This window comes from Nisaea sediminum (genome assembly GCF_014904705.1).
GTDB classification, from domain to species: domain Bacteria; phylum Pseudomonadota; class Alphaproteobacteria; order Thalassobaculales; family Thalassobaculaceae; genus Nisaea; species Nisaea sediminum.
In genome coordinates this window covers 82,323-107,567 of record NZ_JACZCQ010000003.1, presented here as the reverse complement: position 1 = coordinate 107,567, position 25,245 = coordinate 82,323, and the positions used below count along the sequence as shown (strand labels likewise).

The following is a 25,245-nucleotide window of genomic DNA, read 5'->3' as shown; positions in this document are numbered from 1 at the left end:
CGACAGGTGTTGTGTTTAACGTTCTGATCGGCGGAAAAGGTTGGTCCAGCAGCCGCAATTTTTTACTTAATAAAAATATGGCATATGGGGTTCGCCGGTTCGGTCTGTCGCCTTGCTTGCTCAGATGGATAGTGGTGAGGTATTATAATACCGTTTTCATAAACCCATTGAAAACACGTGATTTTTATCGCTTGACTTAATATCTTCGATGTCTATTTTACGCCGACCCGTCGCCTGGGCTTGCAGGCCTTGAGCGGCAATTGGATTTCGCAGCATCACTGGATGGTTAAAGAGATGCGTACCTACTCGGCAAAACCGAGCGAGATCGAGAAGAAGTGGTGGATCGTCGACGCTGAGGGCGTCGTGCTCGGCCGACTCGCGACCGTTCTCGCCAACTACCTGCGCGGCAAGCACAAGCCGACCTTCACCCCGCACATGGATTGCGGCGACAATATCGTCGTCATCAATGCCGATAAGGTGAAGCTCACCGGCAACAAGCTGGCCGACAAGAACTTCTACTGGCACACCGGTTACCCGGGCGGCATCAAGTCGCGCACCATGGGCCAGATCCTGGGCGGCTCCCATCCGGAGCGGGTCATCGAGAAGGCGGTGCAGCGCATGATCAGCCGCGGTCCGCTTGCCCGCAAGCAGATGAGCAACCTGCGCATCTATGCCGGCACCGAGCATCCGCACGAGGCGCAGCAGCCCGAAGTGCTCGACGTCGCCGCGATGAACCCGAAGAACAAGAGGTAAGCCATGTCCGTTGAGACCGAAGCGACCAACGAAGGCGCTGGCATGGAAGCGCTCGAGGCCCTGAAGCAGGAAGTGGAAGCCGCTCCGGCCGAGCCGAAGCTGGACAAGTACGGCCGCGCCTATGCGACCGGCAAGCGCAAGAACGCGATCGCCCGCGTCTGGATCAAGCCGGGCAACGGCAAGATCGTCGTGAACGGCCGCGAGGACAGCGTCTATTTCGCCCGTCCGGTGCTGCGCATGATGATCAACCAGCCGTTCGGCGTCACCGACCGCAAGGATCAGTTCGACGTCTACGCGACCGTCACCGGTGGCGGCCTCTCGGGCCAGGCTGGCGCGGTGCGTCATGGCATCTCCAAGGCGCTGACCTATTTCGAGCCGGGCCTGCGTCCGGTCCTGAAGAAGGGCGGCTTCCTGACCCGCGACCCGCGTGTGGTCGAGCGTAAGAAATACGGTAAGGCGAAAGCGCGCCGGAGCTTCCAGTTCTCCAAGCGCTGATCCGTTCGAACATCTTTGTCGAAGCGGCCCACCGAGCAATCGGCGGGCCGTTTTTCTGTGCGCTTCGATCTATTGCCGACAGGCATTTAACAGATATCCGGACGTCCGGCATGACCTTTGGGGGACGGGAGTGGCCTCTCCCTATGGCCGCTCGTGGAAAGCCCGCGTCAGCCCTATCCAAAGCTCTGCCTCTCCCTGCTAGGCTAGGGCTGCTGAGGTAACGAACACCCGCCATTCACAAGGCGGGGAAAGCGGGGGGAACATGTCGAAGCAACCCGGGAGACTGATTGTCGGGCTGATCGGTGAAGGCATCGGCGCGTCGCGGACGCCGGCCATGCACGAGGCCGAGGGTAAAGCTCAGGGGCTCGACTACAGCTATCGGCTGATCGATACGGCCGGAATGGAACGGCCGGACCTGGAAGCCTTGCTGGCCGACGCGGAGGCTGCGGGATTCGCCGGTGTGAATGTCACCCATCCCTTCAAGCAGCAGGTCCTCGCGCATGTTGCGGAGCAGGCGGCCGAGGTCGGGAAAGTCGGGGCCAGCAACACCGTCCTGTTCACGGCATGTGGCAGGAAGGCACACAACACGGACTATCTCGGCTTTTTTCATGCGTTCCGGAGCGAGTTGGGCGAAGAGCCGATGGATCGCGTGCTGTTGCTTGGGGCGGGAGGCGCGGGCCGCGCCGTCGGTCTCGCGCTTGCGGAAGCCGGTGTCCGGAATCTTCTCATCCGGGACAGAAATGCTGCGGCCGCGGAACGCCTGGTTGCCGACATCGAGACACAGTTCCCCGAAGCGAAAGCGGAAACCGTAACCGAGGCCGATCTTTCCGGCGTGGTCTCTGACGGTGTCGTCAATGCGACCCCGGTCGGCATGCTGCGCCATCCGGGGATGCCGATTGTACGCGACGTTCTCGTTCGCAAGCCCTGGGTCGCGGATATCGTTTACTTTCCGCTCGAGACAGAATTGCTGAAAACGGCGAGGGAACTCGGTTGCGTCACCATGTCCGGGCGCGGCATGGCGGTAATGCAAGCGGCGAAGGCTTTCGAGCTATTCACGGGGATCGAGGTCGACCCTGATCGGATGGCGCGAGCATTCGACAGTTTTGATCTTGGGGGCAATGCGCGATGAAGATCTTTCTGACAGGTGCCAGCGGCTTCATTGGCGGCTCCGTCGCCGTTCACTTGATCGCCGCGGGACACGACGTGCGGGGGCTGGTGCGCAGCCAGGAGCGCGCCGATGCGGTGACGCGCTTCGGCATCGTGCCGGTGCTCGGCTCACTGGACGATGCGCCGGTTCTGGCTGAGGAAGCCGCGCGGGCGGACGCGGTGATCAATGCGGCGAGCGCGGATCATCGCGCGGCAGTGGAAACGATGCTCGATGCGCTCGCAGGGAGCGGGAAGACGTTCCTGCACACCAGCGGTTCCAGCATTGTCGGTCGCCGGGACGAGGGGCACGTGTCCGGTGCGGTTTTCGACGAGGAGACGCCGATCGATCCGTCTCCGGCGCGCGCCGCTCGGGTCGCGTTGAACCACGACATTCTTGCCGCCGCAGAGCGCAACATCCGCACAATGATTATCGCTCCCAGCCTGATTTACGGCCGTGGGCTCGGCGTCAACCCGGACAGCATGCAAATCCCCTGGCTGATCGATGTCGCGCGCAAAACCGGCGGCGCCCGCCATATCGGACCCGGGGAGAACATCTGGTCGAACGTCCATATCGGCGATCTGGTGGAGCTTTATCGCCTCGTGCTTGAGAAGGCTCCGGCCGGCGCCTTCTACTACGCCGAGAATGGCGAGAACTCGATGCGCGAGGCCGCGGCGGCGATCGGCCAGACACTCGGTTTCGGGGGCGGGACCGAGGAAATGAGCATCGACGAGGCGGCCGGATACTGGGGCGATGGCCCGGCGAACGACACAATGGCATCCAACAGCCGGGTTCGCGCCCGCCGCGCCCGCTCCGAGCTCGGCTGGGCGCCATCGAATCCTGGTTTGATCGAGGAGATCGAAAACGGCTGCTACGCCATTCCGTAAGGCGGTTTAGAGCCGGAATTTTCCTTCGATCAGAGCAGACAATGCTTGGCGAAGTCCGTGGCCTCGTTCGCGGTCCATTCGCCTTTCGGCTTTTCTTTCATGTTGGCGCACCATTTCTCGGAACCGACTTCGGGTGAGCAGGCCGCGAGGCCGGCAAGGACGAAAGCGGCCATCAGGAATTTTGCGCTGATTCGCATGAAGAAAGTCCTTTCTGCGCTGTTTCGGGAGGGACCCCGATTTTGCGCGTTCTCTCGCGCCATAGGAACCATAGGTTCGTGATCTTATGAAGTGATATAACTCATAGGTCATTGCGTGGACACTCACCAACTCTATTTAAGAACGATAAGCGACAATGGATCCGTAACAACATCCGAGGATGCCTCCATGAGAATTCCGTTAGCAGCTCTGGCAGTGATCGGCTTGCTCCTGTCCCCGGCGCTGGCCGATGCCGGGAAATCCGGAAAGGTTTTCAGTTCCGAGGAGGCGCGAGTCATCACCGAGGCGCTTGGTGTGCTGCTCGGGGCAGAGAGCGCCGATAAGGAGACGAAGGAAGCGGACAAGAAAAAGGACAAGCCGGGGAAGAAAGGACTGCCGCCCGGGCTGGCCAAGAAGGAGACCTTGCCGCCGGGCTTGCAGAAGCAGGTTGAGCGCGGCGGTACGCTCCCTCCGGGCCTTGCCAAGCGCGATTTGCCGGCGAGTCTCAGGGCCAAGCTCGGTGCGCCGGCCGAAGGGACCGAACGCGTCATTGCCGGAACCGACGTGGTGCTGATCGAAAAGGCGACAGGCGTGGTGCTCGATATTCTGCGCGGAGCGGCGCGCGCCAAATAGCGGTCAGCGGCCACCGGCCTCGCCGAGCAGCAGCCGGCGGTCGACCCTGAAACTCCCCGCGACCCAGTCGATCGCTCGCCGGAGATAGGGCAGCGGAGCGTTTTCCGGAGGCACGATCAGCCAGTAATCGGCGGCAAGTTCGTCGATTGGCGCGGTCGCGCGCGCGAGGCGCGGATCTGCGTCGCCGACGAAACAAGGCAGCAGACCGAGACCCGTGCCGGCGGCGACGGCGTCGTGGGTCAAATCCGTCGCGGTGACCCGGAGGGCAGGTCGTCTGCCCGAGATCCGCTCGTCCAGCCAGCGCATGCTTCTGTAATACGCCTGTTCCTCGGTGAAGAGCACCCAGTCGCAGGTCTGATACCTCCGTTCCGTCGTCGCCTCCGGATGCGCCGCCAGGTAAGCGCGGGCGCCATAAATCGCCGAACGCATGGTGCCGACTTTCCTTGTCGTGAATTTGCCGCTGAGCGGCAGCCCGTGCCGGACAGCGAGATCGGCCTCGCGCCGGGCAAAGCTCTCCGTGTGTTCAGAGGAAACGATCTCGATCGAGAGCCCGTCCCGTGCTGCGGCGGCAATGTGCCGGACGAGGAACGCCGCCGGCCATTCCATCGCGCTGATCCGGACCGCGCCGCCCGCCGGCTCTTGGAGATGGACGCTCTGCCGGGTCAGTTCGGCAGCCGTCTTCTCCATCGCCTCGGCGGTCGGCAGCAGGGATTCTCCGGCCGTCGTCAGGGTAAGGCCGGCGCGGCCACGACTGAAGAGCGGCACGCCGAGCGCGGCTTCCAGCGCGCTCAGCCTTCGTCCCGCGGTCGGCTGGCTGATTGCCAGCGCGGCCGCCGCGCGGCGCAGGGTGCCTTCGCGGGCAATGGCGAGAAAGATCCTGAGATCGTCCCAGTTCATGTGAATTTTCCATTGATACAAATTCAAATCACTATATCCGAAATTATGAATTTTTAGACAATTGTGTATCGCTATTTTTGACCCGTTTACGTCACCTGGTTTTGGGAACGCAAAGATGCTGGGCGAGAAATCCACTCTGCTGATTGGGGCCACCGGCACCTGGGCGCTGCTGCTGGCGCTCAGCCGCGCCACGGTGCTCGGTTTCGGGCTCGACCCCTGGATGTTCACCTTCCTGCAGCTGATTTCCGGCGGGATCTTCCTGCTGCTGATCGCACGTGGCGCCGAGGCCGGATCGAGCGCGCTGCGGCGGGTCGATACCTGGGCGATCGGCGCTTTCCGGGTCGGCACTGCCGCCCTCTACATGGCCTCGCTGCTGCATGTGGATGTCATGCAGGCAAGCTTCTTCGGTGCGATCGGGGTTCCGGCCTCGTCGCTCGCCGTGTGGCTCTTGTTCGATCGCCGCCCGGCGTCGGGAGAGCTCTGGGGTCATCTGCCGCTGGTCGCCGGCGCGGCAATTGTTGCTTCCGGTTTCGACGGCGGCTTTTTTAATCCGGCGGTCGGGCTGCTGCTGGTCTCCTCCTGCTGCGTTCTCGGCGCCAACCTGCTGGCGGAACGGCATCCCCATATGCAGTCCCTCGGTCCGAAGACAAGGTTGCGGCTGACCGGCACGGTGCTTGTGATGACGGCCGCTGGCTTCGCCGCATGGCGCTTCCTGCAGTCCTCCGTCGATTGGGCGAGCCCGACACAGGGACTGGAACTCGGCGATCTGCTGCGGCCGGAGCTCTGGATCGCCGGGCTCGGGCTTGGGATCACGCTTCGGGGGCTCTGCACCTATCTTGGTTTCCGTGCAGCGGCGGTCGCGGGCACGCAGAACTACATGGCGGCGACTCTGGTCCTGCCGATCATGGGGGCAGTGCTGGAATGCGCGATCGCCTGGAGTGGGTACGGAGGCTGGCCGGAATTTGCGGCGACCGACGGGATCGGGGGAACGCTGATCATCTGCGGCGGCCTTGTCGTCTTCCTGGCGCGCCAGAGGCGTGGAACGAAGCTGCAGCAGGCTTAGAAGGTTGAAGCCGGGCCGCCCGAAGGCGGCCCGGTCCGGAAAGTCTCAGAGACCGAGCTTGTCGATATCGGCCGCGGAGTGGCGCTCTTCCAGCAGTTCGCCCGGCTCGCCGTTCACCCGGTTCACCACGCGGCCGCGCTTCACGGCCTGACGCTCGGCGATCTCCGCCGTCCAGCGCTGCACGTGCTTGTAGGACTGCACGTCGAGGAAGGTCCCGGCATCGCCGTAGGCCTTGCCGAGGGCGAGGTTGCCGTACCAGGGCCAGATCGCGATGTCGGCGATCGTGTACTCGTCGCCCGCGATGTACTTGGTCTCGGCGAGACGGCGGTCCAGCACGTCGAGCTGGCGCTTGGTCTCCATGGCGAAGCGGTTGATCGGATATTCCCACTTCTCCGGTGCATAGGCATAGAAGTGCCCGAAGCCGCCGCCGAGATAAGGCGCGCTGCCCATCTGCCAAAACAACCAGTTCATGGTCTCGGCGCGTTTCGCCGGATCGGTCGGCAGGAATTCGCCGAACTTCTCCGCCAGATAGAACAGGATCGAGCCGGACTCGAACACGCGGATCGGCTTTTTCGGGTCGGTGCAGTCGAGCAGGGCCGGAATCTTCGAGTTCGGGTTGACGGCGACGAAGCCGCTGCCGAACTGGTCGCCGTCTCCGATACGGATGGTATAGGCATCGTACTCGGCGCCCGCATGGCCCTTCGCGAGCAGCTCCTCAAGCATGATGGTCACCTTCACGCCGTTTGGCGTGGCGAGCGAATAGAGCTGCAGCGGGTGCTGTCCGACGGGCAGTTCCTTTTGGTGGGTGGCCCCGGCGATCGGTCGGTTCGTGCTGGCGAACTTGCCGCCGTTTTCCTTGTCCCAGGTCCAGACCTTCGGCGGCGTGTATGGCGCGACGTCGTTCATGAAATGATATCCGTTCTGTTGCGTTCCGGTGCGGGCTCACGCCCCGATCCTAAGGCAGATGGGAGACGACCGCATTTCGACAAGGTTAACGGGGCGCGCAACACCGGGAAAGAGACCTGTTCCCGATCGACGGCAAAGGGTTTCACGAGTCCGTGCGCGCCTCTCTCGTCTGCAGGGCGCGCCAGGCGGCATCGCTGCAGACCCGGGTGGACCATTCGGCCTCAATACGCTGTAGCGGCCGCTCTGCTGCGAGGGCCGGTAGCAGATGCATTAGCAGTGAGTAAGCGGCGCGCCAGGTCTCGTAGCGAAGCCCGTCTTCATCGCCGCCACGCGCTTCGAACCGGTTCACGCCGATGATCAGACCGGAATCGACCGGCAGCGTCATCGCGTGGGCGGTTACTCCGTAGGAAGTAACGCCCTCGCGAAGCGCGAATTCGATCGCGCGAAGCCCCGGATATTCCGGCGGGCCGGGATGGAAATTCACCGGCGTGAGCAGAGTGGCCGCGAGATAGCGGGCCGGGACGATCACATCGGTAACGAAACCGATCAGGCGGCCGGGAAACGGGGAGCGGGCGGTACGGTTCGAGAAAAGGCTGTCGAGCGCTTGTCTGCTGGACACGGCGATGACTTGATTGGGCAGCCCCTTCGCCGATGCCGTGGCTGCGATCGCGGCGCAGGCCGTTATGTTCGAGAGGATTGCGAGCGGGGGAGCTGACATGCCGTTGGCGGTCCGGAAATGATCGAGGGTTTCTGTACTACCGCGTCTTTCGCGGCGTCCGCCAGCGCTGCGGCGCCCGCGTGTCGGTTTAGCGCCGGCCGTGCGCGAGCCGCACCGATTGCGGCAAGGCGCGGAGCTTGGCCATGGCGAGAACGCCGAGGAACGGTCCCGCAGCCAGCGGAACGAAGGCGCCGCTCCATCCGAAAACGCCGACCAGATACGGCACTGCGTGAATGGTGCCGACGGTCAGCATAAAGCCGACACAGGTCTGTGTCGTGACCATGGTGCCGATATAGTCGGGTGGAGAGAGCTCGATGACGCTGGCGGAAAACTGCGCGGAATCGGCCACGATCGAGATTCCCCAGACCACACAGAGCAGCACCAGTACCCAGACCGGCAAGCCGAAAACGAACCCGGCGAGGAGGCAGCAGAGACCGCTCACCGACATGCAGACCATGGTCAGTCGCGTGCGCCCGACACGGTCGGCGAGCAGGCCGCCTGCGATGCTGCCCACGGCGCCGGATCCGATCATGGTGAAGGCGAGCACCTTGGCGAGCTGCGGTGATTCGTTGCCACCAGGCTCCAGGGCGAGGCTGGAGGCGAGGAAGAGAGCGATCCAAGCCCAGACCGCGTAGAGTTCGATCATGTGCCCGAAATAGCCGAAATTGGCATAGCGCAAGGCCGGGTCGGTCCAGGCCTGAAGCATCTGCGCCGGCTTGAACCGGGCTGCGCGCGCGAAGGGGCGGCCGGGCTCGAACAACAGGACGAGAAGGCCGGCGCCGGCGGCGCAGGCGGAGCTTGCGGCAATGGTGAAGCGCCAGTCGAGTCCCCCGAAAACGTCGATAAGGTGTGGTGCGCCGGAGCCGAGGGTGAGGGCGGCGACGAGAATGCCGACCAGCAGGCCCCGGTCCTTCTCGGTCCAGGAGGATACCATCACCATGCCGACGGGGTAGACACCGGCCATGCAGGCCCCGACGACGAAGCGCAGCAGCGGCATCCAGGGCCCGGCCGGGTCGACGGCGAAGGTCGCGAAATTGGCCGCGGCGGCAGTCAGGGCTGAAATCATGAACAGATATTGGGGGCGGACCCGGTCGACGAGCGTCAGAACGGCGCTCAGCAAGGTCCCCGCGACAAATCCGACTGAGACGGCGCTCGCCATGGCGGCGGCCTGGTCGTCGCTCAGGGCCATTTCAGCCCGCAGCCCCGGGATGATGGCTGAACCGGAGAACCAGAGCGTCATGGCGAGCACTTCACATAATGTGAGAAGCGCAACGTTGCGCCATTTTCGGCTCATTGCCCGAGTGCCTCTCGCAGCACGTAGATCGCGTCCGGCTCGTTCTCCTCGTTATCGGAGCCGTCGCCGTAAGCGGCACAGGCAAAGCCATGCCGCTCGTAGAAATCGCGCGCCCGGATATTCTTCTGGAAGACATAGAGCGAGAGGCCGCTACCGCACTCGGCCTTGCATTTTTGGAGGAGTAGGCTGCCGACGCCGCGGCCGAGCGCGGCGGGATCGACATAGAGATGGTCAAGGTGCTCGCCGTGTGTAGCTGAGAATCCGAGCACCTCGTCGGCCTCGTCGGCTACCGTAACCTTGCGCGTGGCGAGCACCACGTTCTCCATCCACCAGCGCGTCTCGGCATCACTGTGTTGCTCCGGAAGGTAGGGCATGGAATGCCGCCGGGCGGCCAGAAAAAGAGCCGACAGGGCGTCGGCATCCTCCCGACGTGCGGCGCGCAGCATGATGCTCATGGGAAGCAGTCCCGAACTGAGGTCAGAATGGGAAAGCGTTTTGCGCGCGGCGCGCGGACAATTCAACCCTTCAATGATGCGCGGGGACGCATCCTCGGCTAAAGAGTGGGGCAAATCCGGACGGAAACGGGAGACGGGATTGTCAGCCTTGCTCAGGACTCTTCGGGGACACACCCCGCAAATCGCCGATCCGGCCTTCGTGGCGGAAACGGCGGCCCTGATCGGCGACGTGACCGTCGGGGCGGAGAGCAGCATCTGGTACGGCGCGGTGCTCCGCGGGGACGACAATCCGATCAGGGTCGGCCGGCGCAGCAATATCCAGGACGGCACGATCGTTCATGTCAGCTCGAAAGGGCAGGGGACGATGATCGGAGACGAGGTGTCGATCGGGCATGCGGCGATCATCCATGCCTGCACGCTCGAGGACGGCGCATTCGTCGGCATGGGCGCGACGGTGATGGACGGCGCGGTGGTTCAGGGTGGGGCCATGGTTGCCGCCGGAGCGCTGATCGCGCCGGGCAAGGTCGTCCGAACCGGTCAGGTCTGGATGGGGAACCCTGGACGTCACGTTCGGGATCTGACGGAAGACGAGAAGAATTACCTGGCCTATGTCGCGATCCATTACTGGGATCTGGCGCAGGATTATCTCTGAACCACGTAAACTCGCCAGGTTCATGCGGCATCGGTATCCCGCCGGGTCACAGGCCGGATACCGATACGCTTCGTCACCTAGAAGAAAATGAAGCCGTCAGCATTCACGGTCGAAGCATCGACACCGACGAGCTGGATGGTGCTCCCGTTGCCCAGCGTCAGCGACGTCCCGGTTTCGCTGCCCGTGACCTGCATTGTCTCGAAGCTGGTGGTCCCTGTCGATGCCGCGATTGCGATATCGTCGGAGGCCGCGTCGAAATCCATGATGACGTCGTTGCCGGACTCGCCCTCGAAAACAAAGAGATCCCTGTCGGCACCGCCGGCAAGAATGTCGTTTCCGGCTCCACCGTTCAGGGCATCGTTGCCTGCGCCGCCGAACAGGACATCGTCTCCCTGGCCACCGTGCAGAGCGTCGTCGCCCGCGTTGCCCGCCATCGTGTCATTGCCGGCGTTTCCGTAAAGCCTGTCGTCGTCGCGGCCGCCGAACAGCAGATCGCCGCCATCGCCGCCGAGGATCGTGTCCTCTCCGCTGTTACCGTAGACGATGTCGTCGCCGTCGCCGCTGATGGAGTCGTCGCCGCCGTCGATGCTGTCGTTCCCGTCACCGCCGGACAGCGTATCGTTGCCGAACCCGCCCTCAAGGGAATCATCTCCGGCATCGCCGCTGAGGGTGTCGTCGTCGTCGCTACCTGAGTGACGACGCAACTGTCCCGGAGGAACCGATCCGCCATGTCCCGGAGGCAGCACGCCGTCACCGAAATGCCCGGGCAAGCCATCGCGAAGTCCCGGCGGAAGCCAGGACACGTCGGCAAAGTCGTCCTCGTCTACGGCGTCTATGAAGGAGCCGGTTTCGCCGGAAGACACACTGTCGTCGCCGTCATCGGCGCTGACGCTGTCGTCATCGTCGTCATGCCCGTTTCCACGCCCGCGATTGGAGCCATGATCTTCGTCGTCGTCCCGGCCTCGGCCCCGATGGGCAAGGCTGGCATAATCATCGAGGTTGAAGAGCATTTCGTCTTTAAGATCGTTATCCATATCACCCTCATTCCGAAGCGAACGGTAAGTGATATGTGTGTTTGACCTTAAGTATTGATCAAGATTTTTCGTTTTGCATTTGAGGTTTATTTTTGGCTTGGGCTGCTCGCGATTCTGCGATCGCAAACGGTAATTTATTCAAAAATATGAATGTATATGGTTAATCCCCGGGCCGAGGGAGGAATGGGTTTGCTGTGACTTTTTTCACATCCACCGCTGGCCCGTCTCTAGTGTGAACTACTTACGGCTTATCGAGCGTTTAGATCTGCAACCAGGTTGCGATGCGATCAGTCCTTCGCCTTCAGCTTGACGTAGCTGCCGGGGGCATCCTCGATCACTTCCAGCTGGCGATCTCCCGGTACGCGCGCCGGAACCTTTCCGCCGCCGTGGCGCGAGATCCATTTCGCCCATTCCGGCCACCATGAGCCTTCATTGTAAGTGGCGCCCTCAAGCCATTTCTCGGGCGTCTTGGGCTTCCGGCTGTTGCTGTAGAAACCATATTTCGGCTTGTCGCTCGGCGGGTTGACCACACCTGCGATATGGCCGGAGCCGGCGAGGCAGAACTTGATGGGGCCGGAATAGATCTGCGTCGCCCGGTAGGTCGATTTCCAGGGCGCGATATGGTCTTCCTTTGTCGACAGGATGAAGGCCGGAGTCTTGATCGTGGTCAGGTCGATCGGCGTTCCGGCGAGCGTGAGGGCGCCCGGCTCAACCAGTTTGTTCTCCTGATACATCTTGCGCAGATAGAAGCTGTGCATGACGGCCGGCATCCGGGTGGAATCCGAGTTCCAGTAGAGCAGGTCGAACGGGAACGGGTCCTTGCCGAGCAGGTAATTGTTCACGACGAAGGACCAGATCAGGTCGTTCGCGCGCAGCATGTTGAAGGTATTGGCCATCTCGGCGCCGTCGAGATAGCCGCGCTTGTTCATCTTCTCCTCGAGCGAGGCGAGCTGCGCTTCGTCGATGAAGACGCCGAGCTCTCCCGCTTCCTCGAAATCGACCATCGTGGTGAAGAAGGTGACCGACTTGAACCGGTCGTCTCCCTTCGCCGTCATGTGGGCAAGGGTGGCCGCCATCAGCGTGCCGCCGATGCAGTAGCCGATGACGTTCGCTTCCTTCTCCCCCGTCGCCTGCTCGATCGCGCCGAGCGCCGCGATCGGCCCCTCGAGCATGTAGTCGTCGAAGGATTTGCGGCTGAGATGCTCGTCCGGATTGACCCAGGAGACGACGAAGACCGTGAAGCCTTCCGAAACCGCCCAGCGGATGAAGGAGTTCTTTTCCCTGAGATCGAGGATATAGAACTTGTTGATCCACGGCGGAACGATCAACAGCGGGCGGCGATAGACCTCTTCGGTGGTCGGCGCGTACTGGATCAGCTGCATCAGGTCGTTCTGGTAGACCACCTTGCCGGGGGCGGTGGCGATATTCCCGCCGACCTCGAAGGCCTCCGGATCGGTCATGCGGATGGCGAGCTTGCCTTTGCCGCGCTCCAAGTCCTCCAGCAGGTTCTGCAATCCGTGCACGAGGTTGTCGCCGTTCGTCTCGAACGTCGTGCGCAGCACTTCGGGATTGGTCATCACGAAATTCGTCGGCGCCATCGCATCGACGAACTGCCTAGTATAGAAGTCGACCTTCTTCTTGGTCTTCGGATCCAGGCCTTCTGTCTCGGCCACAAGATCCTGCGTCCAGCGCGAGGTCAGCAGGTAGCTCTGCTTTATGAAGTCGAAGACGACGTTCTCTTCCCAGGCTTCGTCCCGAAACCGGCGGTCTCCGCCGTCGGCCTTGACGGCGGGCTCGGACTCTCCACCGAACCAGCGCTGCGCGGACCGGTTCCAGATGTCCATATAGCCCTTCCAGAGATCGAACTGGGCCTGAACGACTTTCGCCGGATTGTTCATGAGCTGGTTGGTGAAGGCGACGAAGGCATCGGTCACATGCATCGGATCCGGATCGGCAAGCCCGCCTTCTTCCTTCTGCTTGTCGAGGAATTCGGCGACGAGCTTCTGCGAACGCGCGGCGATGTCCTGCATGGTGGCGGCGAATTCAACCGGGTCGATTTGCTTATGCTCCTCCGAGGGCTCGGGCATTCCACTCCCCACTCTTTGCAGGTGACGGTCGACGAGAACAGTATGAGTTGTAGGGTGCTTATGTTGCAAATCCAAGAATCGGCGACCGATTGGCGCATAGGAAACTGTGTTTCGCCAATCTTCTATGGTAAATCCGACGGCGGACAGATCAGCGAACTCCGTTGCGCCGTCGATGTTTGGGGGCGGCTTGCTGAGGGAAGATGGAAATGAATAGAGATCGCCGAACACAGGCCTTGTTTTTTGCCACCGCCCTAACCCTGTTGTTAGGCGGTTGCTCGTCGGTGCCCGACGCGCTCAATCCTGTGGAATGGTACGAGAAGTCAACCGAGGCCGTCGGCAGCTGGTTCGAGGAAGACGATTCCGCCAAGACCGGCGACACCGGGACCTATCCGAACGTCGCCTCGGTACCGGACAAGCCGGCACCGAACACGTCGAGCGCCGACCGCGCGGCGATCCGTGAGCAACTGGTGGCGGACCGTGAGAATGCCCAGTATGACGATAGCAAGGTGGCGCCTGTGGTCAGCGACGCGGCGGCCCAGCCGTCCGTACCGGCCGCCGCTCCCGTGGAGCCGGAACCGATCAAACCGGTCCGCATGACCTCGACCGACGAGGCGACTCGGCAGATCGCTCCTCCTCCGGCCGCAACAACGACCTCCCAGGTGGCGCAGACAGCATCGCGTTCGAGTCTCTGGCCGAATGCCCCGGCACCCACGTCCGCCGGAGACCGCGCAGTGACCAATGCGCAGGTCGGCGATCCGGTCACTCGGACCGGCAGTCCCGTCGCTCCGTCGGACATGGTGAGCCAACGTGCGGTTCGGAGCGCGAGCAGATCGGAGCCGGCGACGACCGAGACGGCGAGTGACATAAGTTCGCCGCAGCAGCCCGTTCAGGCCGAAGCGCCGCAGGCCGAGGCCGCCCAGGTCGCCTCGGTTCCGGCTCCGGCGGAGCCGGTTTCCGAACCGGTCCAGGCTCCGCTTCCGCAAGCCGGTTCCGACAGCGTTGCGCTGACCCCGCCGCCGTCAGGTGATTTCAATTTCGGCGATCCCAGCGTGATTGTCGATGAAAGCGCGCTACCGGGTGCCTTCGTTGATTATCAGGGGGGGCAGGGCGGCTCGTACCAAGCGGGCGTGATCCGGTTCTCCAATGGCTCGGCGAATCTGTCGAGCGCGGATCAGGGCGTGATCCGCGAGTTGGTGCCTTTGATTCGGGACTACAACGCGACGGTGGAGATCGTGGGCCACGCCTCGAGCCGAACCCGCAACATGGATCCGTTCGAGCACAAGCTGGTGAATTTCGAGATGTCGCTGCAACGTGCGAACGCTGTGGCCGAGGCCCTGATCAATGCGGGCGCGCCGTCCGAACGCATTTCGGTGCTGGCGGTCGGCGACAGCCAGCCGCTCTCCTCCGAGGCCATGCCCGCCGGAGAAGCGGAAAACCGCCGGGCCGAGATTTATCTCATCTATTGACCCGCGCAGGGGACAAGGTAACAAAGCGAGTCCTTCACGCAGGGTCGTGAAGGACTTTTCGATATAGATGCGGGGCGGAACCGCCGGCGTGGGAGCCGGACGGCGGCAGCTCCGGCAGGGGGACGCATTCATGCAACCGTTTAGAGTGGCGATCGCGGGACTTGGAACCGTCGGGGCGGAGACCGCGCGCATTCTGATGACGGATGCCGAGCTTCTGGCCGCCCGAGCAGGCCGGCCGGTGGTGATCACGGCGGTGTCGGCGCGCGACCGGAGCCGTGACCGGGGTGTCGATCTTTCCGGAGTGGACTGGGTCGAGGATGCGGCGGCGCTCGCGTCGCGGGACGATGTGGATTGCGTGCTGGAGCTGATCGGGGGATCCGAAGGAGTCGCTTACGACCTCGTGCTCGGTGCGGTCCGTTCCGGAAAATCGGTGGTCACCGCGAATAAGGCGCTGATTGCCCATCACGGTTCGGAAATCGCCGAACTCTGCGAAACGCACGATGTCGGACTCGGCTACGAAGCCGCGGTCGCGGGCGGTATCCCGATCATCAAATCGGTGCGTGAGGGCTTTGCCGGCAACCGTATCGGACGGATCTACGGGATCCTCAATGGCACGTGTAATTACATCATGACGGTGATGCGTGAGACCGGGCGCGCTTTCGAGGACGTGCTCGCCGACGCACAGCGCCTTGGGTACGCCGAAGCCGATCCGTCCTTCGACGTCGACGGCATCGATGCCGCGCACAAGTTGGCGATTCTTTCAGCGCTGGCCTTCGGCCATCACGTCGATTTCGAGAATGTGCATGTCGAGGGCATCCGGCATGTCTCGCCGCTCGATATTTCTTTCGCCGAGGAACTCGGCTACCGGATCAAGCTGCTCGGCATCGCCGAGCAAACCGGGGACGGCGTGCAGCAACGCGTCCATCCCTGCATGGTCAAGGCGGATACACCGATTGGTCAGGTCGAGGGTGTCTTCAACGCCGTCGTCGCCGAGGGCAATGCGGTCGGCACGACACTATCCTACGGGCGCGGCGCGGGGGCGGGGCCGACCGCTTCCGCCGTGCTCGCCGACGTGATCGACCTTGCCGCGAACCGCAAGGTTCCGGTCTTCGGTCTGCATTCGAGCCAGCTCTCTCCGGCGCGTACGGCCCCCGTTTCGGCTCTTTCCAGCTGCTACTATCTGCGTCTGATGGTGATCGACCGCCCGGGCGTGCTGGCCGACGTAACGGCTGTCTTCCGCGATCATGGCGTCTCAGTCGAGGCGATGATCCAGCGCGTGCGCAACCCGGAGGAGCCGGTGCCGCTGGTTCTCACCACGCACGAGACGCCGGAACTTCAGATCAGGGCCTCGATCGAGGAACTCGCCAGGCTGGACGCCGTGACGGAAGAGCCGCGACTGATCCGAATTGAAGAGTTTTAACTCCTTGCCGGCATCGCTTCCGGCAGGGAACGCACTGAGACAGAAGAACAAAGGACACTGCAATGGCCGACAAGGAAACCCGGGGCGCGCTGACCATGGACCGGAATCTCGCACTTGAGCTGGTGCGAGTGACGGAAGCGGCGGCGCTCGCCGCTTCGCGCCTGATGGGACGCGGCGACGAGAAGGAAGCGGATCAGGCCGCGGTCGACGCCATGCGGAACGCGCTCAACAATCTCGATATCGACGGTACTGTCGTGATCGGCGAGGGCGAGCGCGACGAGGCGCCGATGCTCTATATCGGCGAGAAGGTCGGCAAGGGCGGTCCGAAGATCGACATCGCGCTCGATCCGCTGGAAGGCACCACGATCACTGCGAAGGGAGGTCCGAACGCGCTTGCGGTCGTCGCCATGGCGAACGAGGGCGGCTTCCTGAACGCTCCGGACGTCTACATGGATAAGATTGCGGTCGGTGGCGACCTGCCGGAAGGTGTGGTCGATCTCGACAATACCGTGCTCGAGAACCTGACCAATCTCGCCAAGGCGAAGAACATGGCGATCGAGGATCTCGTGGTCTGCATTCTCGACCGTCCGCGCCACAGCGAGCTGATCGCCCAGGTGCGTGCCGCCGGTGCCCGCATCATGTTGATCTCCGACGGTGACGTCTCCGGCGTGATCGCAACCTCCCAGCCGATGAGCGGCGTCGATATGTATATGGGCTCCGGCGGGGCGCCGGAAGGTGTGCTGGCGGCGGCCGCGCTGCGCTGCATCGGCGGCCAGATGCAGGGTCGCCTGCTTTTCCGCAACGACGACGAGAAGGGCCGGGCGCACCGTCTCGGGATCACCGATCTCGACCGCAAGTACGGTCTGCTGGACCTCGCCAACGGCGACGTGATGTTCGCCGCCACCGGCGTGACGACCGGCACCATGCTGCGCGGCGTGCGCAAGTTCCCGGGCGGCGCCTTCACGCACTCGATCGTCATGCGCTCCAAGACCGGTACGGTCCGGACCATCGAGGCGCATCACGACTGGACACGCAAGTCCGCCGCAACCGGTTTCGACCCGAACTGAGTGCCGTGAAGAGCTTCCTCGGCGTCGAACGGTCCTTCACCGGCAAACGCTGGGTCGCACGGCATGGCATCGATCCCGAGACCGAACGCATCGGTCTCGCGATTGCCCAGCGCTTCGGCTTTCCGGAGCTGGTCGGACGCCTGATCGCCGCGCGCCAAATCGGTCTCGACGAGGTCGAGAGTTTCCTCGATCCGACCCTGAAATCACTGATGCCCGATCCGGGCGTGCTCAGGGACATGGACACCTGTATCGCGCGGCTCGTCCGCGCAATACGGGACGGTGAGCGGATCGCAGTCTTTTCCGATTACGACGTTGACGGTGCGACCTCGGCGGCGATCCTGATCCGCTATCTGCGCTGGATCGGCGTGGACCCTTTGCTTCACGTTCCGGACCGAATCGAGGAAGGTTACGGACCGAACACGCCCGCACTTCTGAAACTGCAAGAGCAGGGCGCGAAAATCGTCGTGACGCTCGATTGCGGGGTAACCGCTTACGAGCCGCTGAGCGAAGCGGCCGCGGCGGGCCTCGAGGTGATTGTCGTCGATCACCACATGGCGGAGCCGGAGCTGCCGAAGGCCGTCGCCGTGGTCAATCCGAACCGGATCGACGAGGACGGCGCGCTCGGCCATCTGGCGGCCTGCGGTGTCACCTTTCTGGTCACGGTCGCGCTCAACCGCGCGCTGCGCGAAAGCGGGTTCTTCTCCGGCAAGCGCGAGCCCAACCTGCTGCACCTGCTCGATCTGGTCGCGCTTGGAACGGTCTGTGACGTGGTGCCCCTGAAAGGTCTTAACCGGGCTTTCGTGATTCAGGGACTGAAGGTCATGGCCCAGCGCGGCAACAAGGGCATCGTCGCGCTTTCAGACGTCGCCGGGGTCGATGCCCGTCCGGAACCCTATCATCTCGGATATGTGCTCGGCCCCCGCGTCAATGCGGGCGGACGCGTCGGCAAGAGCGACCTCGGCGCGCGCCTGTTGCTGACGGACTCGGACGCGGAGGCCGGGAGCCTCGCCGCCGAACTCGAGCGATTCAATGCAGAGCGCCGAGAGATCGAAGCGCAGGTGCTCGCCCAAGCGGAGGCCCTGGCCGCGGAGCAGCCGGAGGATCTTCCGGTTATCGTGGTGGCGGGCGAGGGCTGGCATCCGGGGGTGATCGGCATCGTCGCCGGTCGGCTGAAGGAACGCTATGACCGCCCGGCCTGCGTCGTCGCGCTCGACGGGGCTATCGGCAAAGGGTCCGGCCGTTCCGTGCCGGGCGTATCGCTCGGACCGGCGGTGATCGCTGCCCACCAGGCGGGGCTGCTGGTCGCTGGCGGCGGACACGCGATGGCGGCGGGGTTCACGGTCGAAGCCGGAAAGCTCGACGCGTTTCGTACCTTTCTCGGGGAACGGATCCACAGCGAGCTTGAAGGTGAGCCGATCGTTCCCACGCTTTCCGTCGATGCACCCCTGGCCGCTGGCGGAGCGAGCCGGGATCTGGCAGACACGATCCAGAAAGTCGGCCCGTTCGGCGCCGGAAATTCGGAACCGCGTTTCGTGCTGACGGACGTCCGCGTCGTCGATGTGCGTGAGGTTGGGACCGGCCATGTGCGCTGCATCTTCTCAGGCGCCGACGGTCGGCGCGTGAAGGGGATTGCCTTTCGGGCACTGGAGAGCGAGCTCGGACCGGCCCTGATGAAGAGCTCCGGGCGGCCGATCCATGTCGCGGGTCATCTTCGGCCCGACGACTGGAACGGGCGGAGTGACGTTCAGATCCTGATAGACGACGCGGCCGAGGTCGGCTGACAGCCTTCCTCCAAAACGGAAACGGCGCCCTGAGGGGCGCCGTCCCGATTGAGAGTCCGGATAGTTTCAATAGATCGCGATCGGAGCGCCCATCGATCCCGTCGCACCGGCGACCGGGGTCGGCGAGTAGATATAGGCGAACAGATAGATGCCCGCGGCCGCAAGTTCGGAGAGTTTCATGTTCTCCTGATTCACGATCCCGTGCCGCGTCTGCAGGTAGGTATGGACGCAGAAGACGCAGCCCGGATCCGGATTCGGCACCGCGTCGACCGGCCAGGTGTCGGCTCCGGTGACACCCGCTTTCACATCCTCGGCGACCCAGCGCGCGACCTCCATGCCGATGCCGGGGCAGCCGTCGTTGAAGACGGCGGGATTACCCCAATGCTTCTCCCAGCCGGTGCGGAAGATGATCGCATCGCCCTCGGCGAACTGGAAGCCCTCCATGCCCTGCTTCTTCAGGGCGGCCTGGACGTCGGCCATGGTGATTTCCTCGCCCTTGGCCATGGAGTCGACCCCGCGCACTGCTGCGATGTCGAGCAGGATGCCGCGGGCGACGATCGGATGCAGCTTCTCGACGCCGTTTTTGGTCAGGCCGTAGGGCGTGATCATTTCCTCCGCGGTCACGCCGTTGTACCAGCGCATCTCGCTCTTGTTGCCGCCCTTGCCGATATTCACGCCGATATGTCCGAGGCCGTCGAACTGAGTGCCGACTTGTCCGATCTCGGTCGCGAGGAACTCGTCGTTCCACATGACCTGGTTGCTGCCGAAGGCCCCGCCGGTCGGCGCGCCGGGAATGCGGAGAGAGAACTTGCGTGCGCCGAAGAGCGGCATGTCAGCCGTATAGGGATGGCCCAGCTTCATGGTCTTGCCGGTTTTCACCTGGGCCATTGCCCGCATGATCACCTCGGGCTTGGTGTACCAGTTCGTCGAGCCGGCCTCGTCGCCGGCGCCCCAGAGCGCGTTCGGCCACCATTTCGCGCCGAGCGGCGTTTCCATATTGGTGCCGTCGACCCATGGCTTGCCTGCACAATCTTTCCAGTTCTCAGGCGTGCATTCCGCCCTGGCTCCGCCGGCGAACGCTACCGCGCCCGCCAGAAACAGCGCGCCGATTGCAATATTTCTCATGATTTCCTCCCGTTTTATGTGACGGCACCTGAGGTTCGTGGAGCGGCCGTCTTGGCTCCCTTGAACGATTATTTTCGACTTTTACAAGAACCGCAAAAAAGATTTTTCCTCCCATAAGGGACGGGGAAATCTGGGCTTGATTTCCAAAGGGTGAGCGGTTACACCAACGCCTCGCTCGACGACGACCCCTTCGTCTAGAGGCCTAGGACACCGCCCTTTCACGGCGGCAGCACGGGTTCGAATCCCGTAGGGGTCGCCACTTTCCTCGGTGCGCCGGGCGAACGGAGGATCCATTGGATCTCCACGACGACCCCTTCGTCTAGAGGCCTAGGACACCGCCCTTTCACGGCGGCAGCACGGGTTCGAATCCCGTAGGGGTCGCCATTTCCCGGAAATTTCCTCGGCAAACCGACCCGCAATTTGGCACAATAGGCCAATGCGGACGGCCATCGTGACATATGCCCGCGTATCGAACCGCAACGGGAAACCGGTCTTTAGCGCAGCGGGAAACCGCCTGCGTCTGGTTCCCGCATATCATGCGCTTGCCGCTAAAGGCGCCGCACCGGTGATTTTCGCGGGGGCGGACGAAGAGGATATCCTCGCGAATAGTCATTTTCGGGAAAGCGACCAGGTCCTTTTCGGAAAGGTCGTGCGGCCGATGCCGGAGCTGGTCGAGTTCTGCCGGCGGCGCGGGAAGCGGATCGTTTTCGATTTCTGTGACGATCCGTGGGACTATCCGGAGCTCAGACCGACAATCGACGCAGGGGCTGAAGCCGATCTTTGCACCACCAGCTCGGACGGGCTTGCGCGAAAATTACGGAGCCGCCTCGGTGTGACGGTCGAAGTGGTGAAGGAGCCGCCGGATTGCGCATATGGTGCGCCGCGTGTTGCCCCCGACGGAGACAAGGTCCGTCTTCTCTGGTTCGGCTCGGACAGCAACGCCGATTCGCTTGGTGGGTTGGTTGAGACCCTGATGCCGCTAACATCGGAGCATAAGCTGGAACTGACAATGATTGGTGGCGATAGAAGAGCTTATGAACCGGTCCTGGCCGCTGCGACGCCGCATTTCTCAATCCTTTTCAGAGAGTGGGAGCTCGGCTTGCTCGACCGGGCGATGAAGCGCTCGGATATCGTGCTGATTCCGAAGCGCGACGGTCCCTGGAGCAGGTTGAAGAGCGAGAACAGACTGGTGACGTCACTTGCCGGCGGCCGCATTGCCGTCGCCGGAACCATCGAAAGCTACGAAAAACTCGCCGACTGGTGCGTGCTCACAAACGATTTTCGTACGGCCGTGGAGGATATTCTCGAACGTCCGAAGCTATATCGGAGGAAGGTCAAGGCCGGCCAGAAACATGTCCGCCGCCACTACGATCCTGCCGTCATCAGGAGGCACTGGCGGAAGATTCTGAGCTGACCGTTGCTCCACTTGCTCCGGGCGGGAACCCATGACACACTCCGGCCAATCGGCCCCTTCGTCTAGCGGTCCAGGACGTCGCCCTCTCACGGCGAAAACACGGGTTCGAGTCCCGTAGGGGTCACCAAACACTTTATCGGCATGATCAGGGACACCACCTTTAGCGAGCCACTCACTGGGGAGGGTTCCATGCTGAAGCGTGCGGGATTGATTCTGGTCGCCGCCATGGTGATCAGTTCCGGCGCTCTTGCGGCCGACATCCAACCTGAAGGGCCGAGCGGCCTCACGGTACAGTCCGGCGGGACGGCGAAGCGTTTCATGGTAGCCGCCGCCAATCCGCTCGCGGCCGACGCCGGCTACAACATTCTGAAGCAGGGCGGCACCGCCATCGACGCCGCGGTCGCGGTGCAGATGATGCTGAACCTGGTCGAGCCGCAATCCTCCGGGATCGGCGGCGGGGCCTTTCTCGTCTACTGGAACGCCAAGAGCGGCGAACTCACGACTTTCGACGGACGCGAGACCGCTCCCGCGGCAGCCGGGCCGGATTATTTTCTGAGAGCGGACGGCACACGGAGGAATTTCTGGGAGGCGGTGAACGGCGCTGGGTCCGTAGGCGTGCCGGGAACCGTCGCGCTGCTCGAGATGGCGCACAAGGCCCACGGGATCCTGCCGTGGAAAGAACTCTTTCAGCCGGCCATCGCGAGAGCCCGTGCCGGGTTCGAGATTTCGCCGCGGCTCGCCGGCGCGATCGATGGGGCCGCGGACCGTGGTTTGCCGGATCACGACGCGACCCGGGCTTATTTCTATGAAGCCGACGGAACGCCGAAGGCGGCAGGGAGTCTGCTCCGGAACACGGACTTCGCCGACACTCTGGAGACGATTGCCGAGAGTGGCGCGGCCGCGTTTTACGAGGGCAAGATCGCGGACCAGATTCTCGCCGCTCTGGCGACGACGCCCGGCAACCCGAACCCGATGACGGCAGAAGATCTTTCCTCCTATCGCGCGAAGGAACGCCCACCGGTCTGCGTCGACTACCGCGAATACGAGATTTGCGGAATGGGACCGCCAAGCTCCGGCGCCCTGACGGTCGGGCAGATCCTCGGCATGCTTGCCCATTTCGATCTCAAGGCCGCCGGTTTCGGCCCCGAGGCGGGGCATCTCTTCGCCGAGGCCTCGAAACTCGCCTTCGCGGACCGCGCCCTCTACATGGCGGACAGCGATTTTGTCGAGATGCCGATGCGCGGCCTGCTCGATCCGCATTATCTGAGGGCGCGCGCCGCTCTGATCAGCGCCCGCGTCGCGATGGAGAAGGCGGAGGCCGGCAACCCGCCCTTTGGGCAGCGCGGCGACTTTGCGCCGGATCTGCAGCCGGAACGTGCGGGCACCAGCCATTTCGTGATCGTCGACGGGGTGGGTAATGCGGTCTCCATGACCACGACCATCGAGACCGGCTTCGGCAGCCGCCTCATGGCAGCCGGCTTCCTGCTCAACAATGAGATGACGGATTTCTCTTTCCTGCCGGAGAAGGACGGGCAACCGGTCGCGAACCGGGTCGAGGGCGGCAAGCGTCCGCGGAGCTCGATGTCGCCCACCATCGTGCTGAAGGACGGCAAGCCGGTGATCTTGATCGGCTCTCCGGGCGGAAGCCGGATCATTCCCTATGTCGCCTGGGCGCTGGTCGGCATGATCGATTGGGGCATGAGCCCGCAAGACGCGATCAATATGGGCCATGTCAGCAACCGGAACGGCGCGACGGACCTTGAGGAGGGTTCTGTGGTCGCCGCTTGGAAGGGAGCGCTGGAACTCAAGGGCCACGAGGTCAAGATCACGCCGCTCAATTCCGGACTGCATGCGATCCTGATTGGCGATGGATTGCTGCTCGGCGGTGCCGATCCACGGCGCGAAGGCGCGGTGCGCGGCGAGTGAGTTTTTACCAGTAAATCGGGTAGCGCCTTCCGGGCTGCAGGTTGTTGAAAAGCAGCGCGACCACGACGATCAGGACGGCTCCGGCCAAGACGGGCGTGAGCAGAAAGCCGAAGCCTGGCTGCAGCAGAAAGACCACGATCGGATCCGCCCCGGCAGGCGCATGTCCGGTTCCGGTCCATTGCATCGCCGCCACCGCGAGCCCGACTGCGAGAGCCATGGCCGGCCAGCCGGGGCCGAGGAATGCGAGGATCGCGAGGCCGACGCCGGTCGCGATCAGATGCCCGAAAACGATGTTGCGGGGCTGTGCAAGCGGACTCTCCGGAAGCGCGAAGGCGAGGAAGCAGGAGGCGCCGAAAGGCGCCATCATCAACTCCGCTTCGAATAGCTGGGACAATCCGGAGACGACGAGGATCGCAACGGTCGCGCCGAGTCCGCAAAGGACCGCGACGGTCGCTCTGGCGGGATTGGGGCTCTGCCCGGTGCCCGCCATTTTTCGGACCAGTTTCAGCATTCGCAGTGTCCGTCCGTCCGTCCGGAGAGCATCCCTTCCAGATAGCAGATCCGCTCCTCCAGAGGTTGCACGCGCGCCTGGATCTCGGCCTCGGTAAAACGGGGCTCGATATGCTGCGGACAGTTCCAGTCGAACGCCTCGACGGTGAGCACGACGGCCCGTTCCACACGTGCCCGGTAATCGGGCATTTCAAGCGAGGCGACGAGTTCCGGGTCCTCATCACGGTGTACGATCCGGGCACGAGCCCAGATCTTCAGGCGCCGCCGCCGGACGTAGTCCATCAGGATCAGGGCGACCCGGTCGTTGCCGGCAAGGTTGCCGACGCTCAGATATTGCCGGTTTCCGCGAAAGTCGGCGTAGCCGATCGTCCGCTCGTCGAGGACTTTGAGGAAGCCTGCGGGGCCGCCCCTGAACTGTACGTAGGGCCAGCCGGTTTCCGAGACCGTGGCCTGATAGAAGCCGTCCCGCGCCTCGATGAAGTCGGTCTCGATCCCGCCGAGCACGGCCGGACCGGCAGGAGCTCCGTCGAGGCGGCTGTACATGGCGCGGCTGCCATAGCGTTCCTGCGCCTCCAGAACCGAAGGGGTGAAACTGTTTTCTGCGAGGTCCCCGACCTATTCCTTCTCTTTTTTTTAAAGGGGGAGGGGGGGGGGGGGGGGGGGGGGGGATGCCCGCTCCCGCTTGTCCTCAGGCGGCGCGGGCGGTCAGCGCGACCTTCGGGAAATCGATGTCGATCTCGGTCGATTTGGCGAGGATGTTGGTCAGCAGGTTCATGCCGACATGCACCACGATCTCGACGATCTCGGCATCGGAGTAGCCGGCGTCACGCACGGCATTGAACTCGGATGCGGTCAGCGCCCCTCTGTTCTTGTTGAGAGAGAGGGCGAAGCGGACGGCCGCTGCGGCCCGGTCGTCGGTTGAACCGCCGTCGCGGTTCGCCGCCATATCGGCGTCGGTCAGACCCGTCTTGCGGCCGATTGCGGTATGCGCGGAGAGGCAGTACTGACAGGCGTTTTCGTCCGCGAGGGCGATGGCAATCCGCTCCCGCGTCGGCGCGTCGAGTTCACCGGCTCCGGCGACGCCGTGCAGGCCGAGGAAGGAATTGAGTGCCACCGGGGACTGAGCCAAGACGGCGAGGAAGTTCGGCACCATGCCGAGCTTGCCCTTGATGGCGTCCAGCAGGACGGCCTGTTCGGCGTTGGCGGTATCGGCGGTGACTTTGGCGATGCGAGCCATGATTTGGTCCTTTCTGTGCGGGCGGGGTGAGGGGGAAGGGGTTGTCGTCGCCCGGCACCGGATAGATGGATGCTTTCACCTGGCGA

The 25,245-nt window shown here is 63.4% G+C and carries 25 protein-coding genes and 3 tRNA genes; 16 read left to right on the top strand and 12 right to left on the bottom strand.

The window, feature by feature from the left end; translation table 11 throughout:
- Positions 1 to 294: 294 nt before the first annotated feature.
- From rplM to IG122_RS05485, 4 genes are all read left to right on the top strand, one after another.
- Positions 295 to 753 carry a 50S ribosomal protein L13 gene (gene rplM / locus IG122_RS05500; protein ID WP_193181244.1) on the top strand — a complete coding sequence of 153 codons (459 nt, stop codon included), beginning with the start codon at positions 295 to 297 and terminating at the stop codon, positions 751 to 753.
- Between the two features lie 42 nt (positions 754 to 795).
- Entirely contained in the window at positions 796 to 1,248 is a 453-nt protein-coding gene (gene rpsI, locus IG122_RS05495; RefSeq protein ID WP_226893408.1) for a 30S ribosomal protein S9, read from the top strand.
- 262 nt (positions 1,249 to 1,510) lie between these two features.
- The gene (locus IG122_RS05490) at positions 1,511 to 2,377 is read left to right on the top strand and encodes a shikimate dehydrogenase (RefSeq protein ID WP_193181241.1); all 867 of its coding nucleotides are present in this window, start codon (positions 1,511 to 1,513) and stop codon (positions 2,375 to 2,377) included.
- Entirely contained in the window at positions 2,374 to 3,279 is a 906-nt protein-coding gene (locus IG122_RS05485) for an NAD-dependent epimerase/dehydratase family protein (protein ID WP_193181239.1), read from the top strand. Before IG122_RS05490 ends, IG122_RS05485 begins: the two co-directional genes overlap by 4 nt.
- Positions 3,280 to 3,308: 29 nt before the next feature.
- Here the strand turns inward: IG122_RS05485 and IG122_RS05480 are convergent, their stop codons facing one another.
- A complete protein-coding gene (locus IG122_RS05480) occupies positions 3,309 to 3,476 on the bottom strand; it encodes a DUF3012 domain-containing protein (RefSeq protein ID WP_193181237.1) in 168 nt (55 codons plus the stop codon).
- Positions 3,477 to 3,663: 187 nt separating this feature from the next.
- Between IG122_RS05480 and IG122_RS05475 the strand changes: the two genes are divergently transcribed.
- The gene (locus IG122_RS05475) at positions 3,664 to 4,107 is read left to right on the top strand and encodes a hypothetical protein (RefSeq protein WP_193181235.1); all 444 of its coding nucleotides are present in this window, start codon (positions 3,664 to 3,666) and stop codon (positions 4,105 to 4,107) included.
- Between the two features lie 3 nt (positions 4,108 to 4,110).
- Here the strand turns inward: IG122_RS05475 and IG122_RS05470 are convergent, their stop codons facing one another.
- A complete protein-coding gene (locus tag IG122_RS05470; RefSeq protein WP_193181233.1) occupies positions 4,111 to 5,004 on the bottom strand; it encodes a LysR family transcriptional regulator in 894 nt (297 codons plus the stop codon).
- A gap of 115 nt (positions 5,005 to 5,119) precedes the next feature.
- Between IG122_RS05470 and IG122_RS05465 the strand changes: the two genes are divergently transcribed.
- Positions 5,120 to 6,067, top strand: coding sequence for a hypothetical protein (locus IG122_RS05465; protein WP_193181232.1), 948 nt, complete (start codon positions 5,120 to 5,122; stop codon positions 6,065 to 6,067).
- Positions 6,068 to 6,112: 45 nt separating this feature from the next.
- Here IG122_RS05465 and yghU read toward each other — a convergent pair whose 3' ends face one another.
- From yghU to IG122_RS05445, 4 genes are all read right to left on the bottom strand, one after another.
- Positions 6,113 to 6,973: a glutathione-dependent disulfide-bond oxidoreductase gene (gene yghU / locus IG122_RS05460; RefSeq protein WP_193181230.1), complete on the bottom strand. Its 861-nt coding sequence runs from the start codon at positions 6,971 to 6,973 to the stop codon at positions 6,113 to 6,115.
- Between the two features lie 142 nt (positions 6,974 to 7,115).
- Complete coding sequence (locus IG122_RS05455; RefSeq protein WP_193181228.1) at positions 7,116 to 7,691, bottom strand: formyltransferase family protein; 576 nt, start codon at positions 7,689 to 7,691, stop codon at positions 7,116 to 7,118.
- A gap of 88 nt (positions 7,692 to 7,779) precedes the next feature.
- Positions 7,780 to 8,985, bottom strand: coding sequence for an MFS transporter (locus IG122_RS05450; protein ID WP_193181226.1), 1,206 nt, complete (start codon positions 8,983 to 8,985; stop codon positions 7,780 to 7,782).
- Positions 8,982 to 9,440, bottom strand: coding sequence for a GNAT family N-acetyltransferase (locus IG122_RS05445; protein WP_193181224.1), 459 nt, complete (start codon positions 9,438 to 9,440; stop codon positions 8,982 to 8,984). Before IG122_RS05445 ends, IG122_RS05450 begins: the two co-directional genes overlap by 4 nt.
- A gap of 139 nt (positions 9,441 to 9,579) precedes the next feature.
- Between IG122_RS05445 and IG122_RS05440 the strand changes: the two genes are divergently transcribed.
- Complete coding sequence (locus tag IG122_RS05440) at positions 9,580 to 10,092, top strand: gamma carbonic anhydrase family protein (RefSeq protein ID WP_226893359.1); 513 nt, start codon at positions 9,580 to 9,582, stop codon at positions 10,090 to 10,092.
- Between the two features lie 77 nt (positions 10,093 to 10,169).
- On the opposite strand, the gene IG122_RS05435 is transcribed toward IG122_RS05440, so the two are convergent.
- Complete coding sequence (locus IG122_RS05435) at positions 10,170 to 11,126, bottom strand: calcium-binding protein (protein WP_193181223.1); 957 nt, start codon at positions 11,124 to 11,126, stop codon at positions 10,170 to 10,172.
- Between the two features lie 287 nt (positions 11,127 to 11,413).
- A complete protein-coding gene (locus IG122_RS05430) occupies positions 11,414 to 13,213 on the bottom strand; it encodes a PHA/PHB synthase family protein (protein WP_193181221.1) in 1,800 nt (599 codons plus the stop codon).
- A 281-nt stretch (positions 13,214 to 13,494) separates the two neighbouring features.
- Between IG122_RS05430 and IG122_RS24410 the strand changes: the two genes are divergently transcribed.
- The 4 genes from IG122_RS24410 (at position 13,495) to recJ (ending at position 18,947) form a co-directional block, all read left to right on the top strand.
- Complete coding sequence (locus IG122_RS24410; RefSeq protein WP_193181220.1) at positions 13,495 to 14,679, top strand: OmpA family protein; 1,185 nt, start codon at positions 13,495 to 13,497, stop codon at positions 14,677 to 14,679.
- Between the two features lie 130 nt (positions 14,680 to 14,809).
- The gene (locus tag IG122_RS05420) at positions 14,810 to 16,099 is read left to right on the top strand and encodes a homoserine dehydrogenase (protein ID WP_193181219.1); all 1,290 of its coding nucleotides are present in this window, start codon (positions 14,810 to 14,812) and stop codon (positions 16,097 to 16,099) included.
- A gap of 95 nt (positions 16,100 to 16,194) precedes the next feature.
- Complete coding sequence (gene glpX, locus IG122_RS05415) at positions 16,195 to 17,166, top strand: class II fructose-bisphosphatase (protein WP_193182611.1); 972 nt, start codon at positions 16,195 to 16,197, stop codon at positions 17,164 to 17,166.
- 5 nt (positions 17,167 to 17,171) lie between these two features.
- Entirely contained in the window at positions 17,172 to 18,947 is a 1,776-nt protein-coding gene (recJ, locus tag IG122_RS05410; RefSeq protein ID WP_319024818.1) for a single-stranded-DNA-specific exonuclease RecJ, read from the top strand.
- Between the two features lie 66 nt (positions 18,948 to 19,013).
- On the opposite strand, the gene IG122_RS05405 is transcribed toward recJ, so the two are convergent.
- On the bottom strand, positions 19,014 to 20,072 hold the full coding sequence (locus tag IG122_RS05405) for a cyclase family protein (RefSeq protein ID WP_193181218.1): 1,059 nt from the start codon (positions 20,070 to 20,072) through the stop codon (positions 19,014 to 19,016).
- 183 nt (positions 20,073 to 20,255) lie between these two features.
- Here IG122_RS05405 and IG122_RS05400 point away from each other — a divergent pair.
- The 5 genes from IG122_RS05400 (at position 20,256) to ggt (ending at position 23,412) form a co-directional block, all read left to right on the top strand.
- A tRNA-Glu gene (locus IG122_RS05400) sits at positions 20,256 to 20,331 on the top strand.
- A gap of 49 nt (positions 20,332 to 20,380) precedes the next feature.
- Positions 20,381 to 20,456, top strand: a tRNA-Glu gene (locus tag IG122_RS05395).
- 67 nt (positions 20,457 to 20,523) lie between these two features.
- On the top strand, positions 20,524 to 21,486 hold the full coding sequence (locus IG122_RS05390; protein WP_193181217.1) for a glycosyltransferase family protein: 963 nt from the start codon (positions 20,524 to 20,526) through the stop codon (positions 21,484 to 21,486).
- A 51-nt stretch (positions 21,487 to 21,537) separates the two neighbouring features.
- Positions 21,538 to 21,613: transfer RNA gene (locus IG122_RS05385), tRNA-Glu, on the top strand.
- A 62-nt stretch (positions 21,614 to 21,675) separates the two neighbouring features.
- The gene (gene ggt, locus IG122_RS05380) at positions 21,676 to 23,412 is read left to right on the top strand and encodes a gamma-glutamyltransferase (RefSeq protein WP_193181216.1); all 1,737 of its coding nucleotides are present in this window, start codon (positions 21,676 to 21,678) and stop codon (positions 23,410 to 23,412) included.
- A 4-nt stretch (positions 23,413 to 23,416) separates the two neighbouring features.
- Here the strand turns inward: ggt and IG122_RS05375 are convergent, their stop codons facing one another.
- From IG122_RS05375 to IG122_RS05365, 3 genes are all read right to left on the bottom strand, one after another.
- On the bottom strand, positions 23,417 to 23,923 hold the full coding sequence (locus tag IG122_RS05375) for an HPP family protein (protein ID WP_226893357.1): 507 nt from the start codon (positions 23,921 to 23,923) through the stop codon (positions 23,417 to 23,419).
- Positions 23,917 to 24,465: a pyridoxamine 5'-phosphate oxidase family protein gene (locus IG122_RS05370; protein ID WP_193181215.1), complete on the bottom strand. Its 549-nt coding sequence runs from the start codon at positions 24,463 to 24,465 to the stop codon at positions 23,917 to 23,919. The genes IG122_RS05375 and IG122_RS05370 overlap by 7 nt, the downstream gene beginning before the upstream one ends.
- 145 nt (positions 24,466 to 24,610) lie before the next feature.
- The gene (locus tag IG122_RS05365; protein ID WP_193181214.1) at positions 24,611 to 25,159 is read right to left on the bottom strand and encodes a carboxymuconolactone decarboxylase family protein; all 549 of its coding nucleotides are present in this window, start codon (positions 25,157 to 25,159) and stop codon (positions 24,611 to 24,613) included.
- Positions 25,160 to 25,245: the final 86 nt, after the last annotated feature.